We start from the raw sequence: 4,665 nt of genomic DNA, 5'->3' as shown, positions 1-4,665 counted from the left end.
CTGATATCCCAATTTATGTAGATAAATTTGCATCAAATTAGCGTTGGGTAAGTCATTTTCTACCAGCAAAATATCTACAGAAGAACTAAGGGTGAAAGGCAAAGGAGATGAGGAGTATTTTTCTTCCTCATCTCCCTCATCTCCCTCATCTCCCTCATCTCCCTCATCTCCCTCATCTCCCCACTCCCCATTCCTTAAAAAAATGCTGCTTGATGGCGAATCAAGTTAAAAAATTCTTCGCGGGTTTTGTGCTCCTCTTGGAAAGCACCAACCATTGCGCTAGTAACAGTCCAAGAACCTGGTTTCTGGACACCCCGCATCACCATACACATGTGGCTAGCTTCCATCACAACGGCTACCCCTTGAGGTTCCAAAATGGTCTGGATTGCTTCGGCAATTTGGCGGGTTAATCTCTCTTGTACTTGCAAGCGACGGGAATACATCTCAACAATGCGGGCCAGCTTACTCAGTCCCACAACTTTCTGGTTGGGGATATAAGCAACGTGTGCTCTTCCCATAAATGGCAGCATGTGGTGTTCGCACAGACTAAAGAAATTAATATCTCTAACTAGTACCATCTCGCTATGCCCTTCATCAAAGATGGCATCGTTAACGAGTTCTTCAAGAGATTGGGTATAGCCACTGGTAAGAAATCGCATTGCCTCAGCCACTCGCTTGGGTGTTTTGAGGAGTCCTTCGCGTTCGGGGTCTTCGCCAACTCCCAATATTAGTGTCCGCACGGCGTCCTTCATTTCCTCCAGATGTTCCTCTTTTGGCGGGGACACATCGGCTTGTCGCCCGTTGTGGGTGTTGCGATCGGGTCTAGGAGTTATGGCTTCTGCCAAATCGGGAATCAGAGGCGATTGAGAGGAATTAGAACCGTTGGAACTAGCAATAGTCATGATTAAGTCTTGGTTATAGTTTAGTCATTAGTCATTGGTCATTAGTCATTTGCAAAAGACAAAGGGCAAAGGACTAATTAAAGTGCGCCAGCACTGGCCATCAGGGTCAATTCATCAATAACTGCCTGTTGTGGTAACAGAACTGTGTAAAGAATTGACTGAGCGACAATTTCCGGGGTTAACATTTTGGAACGGTCTAAGTTGACATGGACTGTTTCTGTGTCCCAAAGTTCGGTATTGACTGCGCCAGGACAAATAGCTGTTACCCGAATGCCGTGGGTGCGTTCTTCTTGTGCCAGGGTTTGAGAGAGGGCTATTAAACCAGCTTTGCTGACGCTGTATGCCCCCCAACCGGGAAAGGGTTGCTTGGCGGCAATTGAGGCGATGTTGATAATTGTGCCTGTGCCCCGATCGCGCATTGAAGGCAAAATCCCCACAATGCACTGAAACACGCTGGTAAGATTTAAGTCAATTACCTGCTGCCAGTCCTCTAGGGGGGTTTCGGTTAAGGTGCCTGTATAGGCAAGGCCCGCATTATTTACCAGAATGTCTATATCACCAAAGTCAAGGGCGATCGCTTGGATCTTTTCTTTTACTTCGGAGATCCGCGCTAAATCTATAGCGTAAGCTTTCGCTTCCACTCCAGTATGCTCGACTGCTTCTCTTACCGCCTCCAACTTATCCAAAGAACGGCTGATTGCGACCAATTATAAGCAGTTGTTTTTGCAGTAAACTTTTAATTTGGTCGCGCTTTGGATAGCTAGCAGAAAGAGATGCTAGACCCTGATTTAACGACTGATTCACAGCTTGATATGCGCTAATTTCCGGTTTTTCCTCTTTTATCTTTTCTTCTCCCGAATTTACCGTATTTTCTGGCAAATCGCTGCTGTTGGCAGTTGTGGGGGCTTTTTGGAATGCTTGTTTATAACCAGCTGATGCAGCGATGGATTTAAAGGTAATATCCTCGCGTCCACCGTTGAAAGCACGGGCTCCATCTGCCCAGATAATTACTTTAGGCAATTTTGATGGTTCCAGTACGTGGCGAATCACAAAGTCTACAACTTGTGCGGTAGCACCGTTGATCCCAAAGTTAAATACATCAAGATTTGGATAGCCCTGAGTCGCTAAAGCTTTAGAAAGTGCTGCGGGATCTACTCCCCTGAGAGCGCGGGAGGAGCCAATAATCAACACATCTGGCACAGTACCAGTTCTAGTCAAACGCTGTTTATACAGTGCTAGTTGCTCGTCTAACTGCCTAACATTGAAACTTGGCATCTGCGATCGCGCTGCTAAAAGAATAGCGGTAGCGGTTGCTTTTTCCTTCAGTGGTGCGGCTGCCAAATTCTTTGTCGGGGTATCATCAGTTGGGGTAAACTCAGAAGCATTAAATACAGAACTCTGATTTGGAGAAGATTTTGTTTTGGAAGTGCTGGTAAAAAATGTCGTTTTCTCACTCTGAGTTTTCCCAGATATCAAAGATGCTTTTTGCCCAGAAGATGATGAAGGCAAGACACTGGCTACTTTTGGTGTTGGCGTAGTACTTGCAATAATTTGACCCAACACCCAATCAGTTTGAAGGGTAAGTAATAATCCCAGTGTTCCCCACACTAAAGCAACCTTAAGTCCTTGAACATCAGGGCTTTGTTCTGCTGAATCATCGCTTTCAATAAATAGCTGGCTTTGTAACAGGAATTTTTTCGCGGTTGCACTCACCGTTGCTATCCAATCTCGCGCGACTTCTGTGATAAAAGTTTGAACTTCTTCTGTCGTTAAGTCGGGGCGTAAAATTGGCTCATTAGTCTCAGAGGTTACTAGCTCGTTAACGTATTTAGAAGTAGCAGCAAATTCTGGAGTTGCTTCTGGTACTAAACGTTGGCGATGCTCAAGATCAACGCCATAATTCCAAAAAGGTTCTTTATTTCCAGCCCGGCGACCGTAGACACGTACCCCCATAATACCGGGAATTTTTAACTGGCGGATAAACTGCGTAACTTTAGTTGCTACTTGTTGACGCGCTGGACAAACAGGTGCATCACACATGATGTGCAATAAATCATTTTTGTTCAGCAGAAGTACGCGAACTCCACCTGTTAATAAACGCCAATCCAGGTCAGGATTGAGTAAACGCTCTAGTAAAAATATGATGGCTGGTTCATCGCCAGAATTCGCCAAATCTAGCGGTGATGTGGCAAAGGCGGGATATTTTGTAGCAGGTAAAGCTACCCAATCAATCCAAGTTGGTTCATTGTCGCCTGCTTTTTGTCCGTATATGGTGGCGGCAAGAATGCCTTGAGGTGCGATCGCTTCTAGCTGGGGTAAAATCGCCTCTAAACACACTTCCTTGTCGGGGATTGGCGCAGTTCCTAAGGGATCAAAAGCTGGGCTACAAAAGATATGTAGCGTTGATTCTTTAAGAAAAGCTTGGACAGCAACTTTTAACCCTGACAATACCTCAGTTAATAATCGTGCGATCGCTTGTATATCCCCCCAACGCGCCCACTCCTTCAGCATTACCTCTGGTGGCGTCAAATCCACTCGCAGCAGCCAATCAGGGGCAGTTTCGCCGCTCACCTGGGAAACAACTACTGCATCTTGGTAGCCAGTAAGCTTGAGATAACGCAACTTCTGTGCTATTGGTTCAGCAAGCAACGATGCATCAGGGCTATAGCTCGACTGGCAAAATATCCACAGGCGATTTTCTTCCGGCTGAGAGTTCTTTGGCTTATATGGCTTAATCTTTGCCTGTACTGATACACCTAACGTACTCAGAGTTTCGCTCAGATACCGAGCGATCGCCTCTGGGTTCCCTTGGCGTGCCAAACTTTCGTTAGAGACAATCAGCGCCCCAGCCGATTGTTTTGATTTTTCCGAGTCTGCTAGCAGCGCTTGCTCCACCTGCTCCAGATGCTTATCTATTTGATTCAAGTAAACCCGATGACACCATTTGGGGCGCTGTTCCCCTTTTCTTCGGCCATAGACAAATACTTGATATATTGAGGGTTGTTCGTCGCTTGTGAGAATATCCAAGTCTGTTTGCTGTAGTGCTTGCAGCAAGTCAGACAAAGTACGCCAACGCTGCGGACATTCTGTACCTTCACAAAGAATATGAAGGTTATTTCCCCGTAACCGGACTTTCACCCCGAAAGTGTTGATCCCTGTTGCTTGGCTTACCCACTGCACTAAGGATTGCTGGCGATCTGGTAATACTGTTTTCATGCTCAGTTAATTTTACAAGAAGCGATTGTTGGGGGATAGTGCCTGCACTTGTAAACTAGAAGCATAGGTCTACCACACTCTGACGGTTTTTTTTAACAATTTTGTTACCTTCGTAGCTCATAAAATCGGCCAAGATAGTCTTGTACAGGTTGCAAGTCTGACTAATGTTGAGTTTTGCGTTTATTTTACTAATAGGGAGTCAGAATTCAGAAGTTAAGAGTTAGGAGAGACGCGATTAATCGCGTCTGTACAGGAGCCAGGAGCCAGAATAATTCTATATGACTGGCTGATGACTTGTCCTTTAAAGCTGGACTTGCGTCCCACTGCGCTAACGGCCCTGATGGGCGAAACAAACAACAAGCTTATCTCATTTAAACTCCGTCTCTTGATGATCGTTGGAGTAATCATAACTTCTAACTTCTGTACAGACGCGATTAATCGCCTCTCTACTCCTTACTCCTGTACAGACGCGATTAATCGCCTCTCTACTCCTTACTCCTGTACAGACGCGATTAATCGCCTCTCTACTCCTTACTCCTGTACAGAC

General features: G+C 45.7%; 5 protein-coding genes. 1 reads left to right on the top strand and 4 read right to left on the bottom strand.

All coding sequences use genetic code 11. The features are described from left to right. Positions 1-91: 91 nt before the first annotated feature. Positions 92-229: a hypothetical protein gene (locus tag LC574_RS27390; protein ID WP_229456812.1), complete on the top strand. Its 138-nt coding sequence runs from the start codon at positions 92-94 to the stop codon at positions 227-229. Here the strand turns inward: LC574_RS27390 and folE are convergent. From folE to LC574_RS27370, 4 genes are all read right to left on the bottom strand, one after another. Continuing rightward, a complete protein-coding gene (gene folE / locus LC574_RS27385) occupies positions 195-902 on the bottom strand; it encodes a GTP cyclohydrolase I FolE (RefSeq protein ID WP_229456811.1) in 708 nt (235 codons plus the stop codon). The two genes, LC574_RS27390 and folE, sit on opposite strands and share 35 nt — an antisense overlap. A 77-nt stretch (positions 903-979) precedes the next feature. After that, entirely contained in the window at positions 980-1,609 is a 630-nt protein-coding gene (locus LC574_RS27380) for an SDR family oxidoreductase (RefSeq protein ID WP_229456810.1), read from the bottom strand. Next, positions 1,581-4,118, bottom strand: a complete 2,538-nt coding sequence (locus LC574_RS27375; RefSeq protein WP_306422162.1) for a DUF1574 domain-containing protein — start codon at positions 4,116-4,118, stop codon at positions 1,581-1,583. The genes LC574_RS27380 and LC574_RS27375 overlap by 29 nt, the downstream gene beginning before the upstream one ends. Before the next feature lie 367 nt (positions 4,119-4,485). After that, the coding region (locus tag LC574_RS27370; RefSeq protein ID WP_229456809.1) for a hypothetical protein at positions 4,486-4,665 on the bottom strand (180 nt) is incomplete at its 5' end.

Origin of the sequence: Nostoc sp. CHAB 5715 (assembly GCF_020829685.1) — a bacterium.
Classification (GTDB): Bacteria; Cyanobacteriota; Cyanobacteriia; order Cyanobacteriales; family Nostocaceae; genus Nostoc.
Note: the sequence above shows the minus strand (reverse complement) of the source record. Positions and strands in the feature narration are given on the sequence as shown.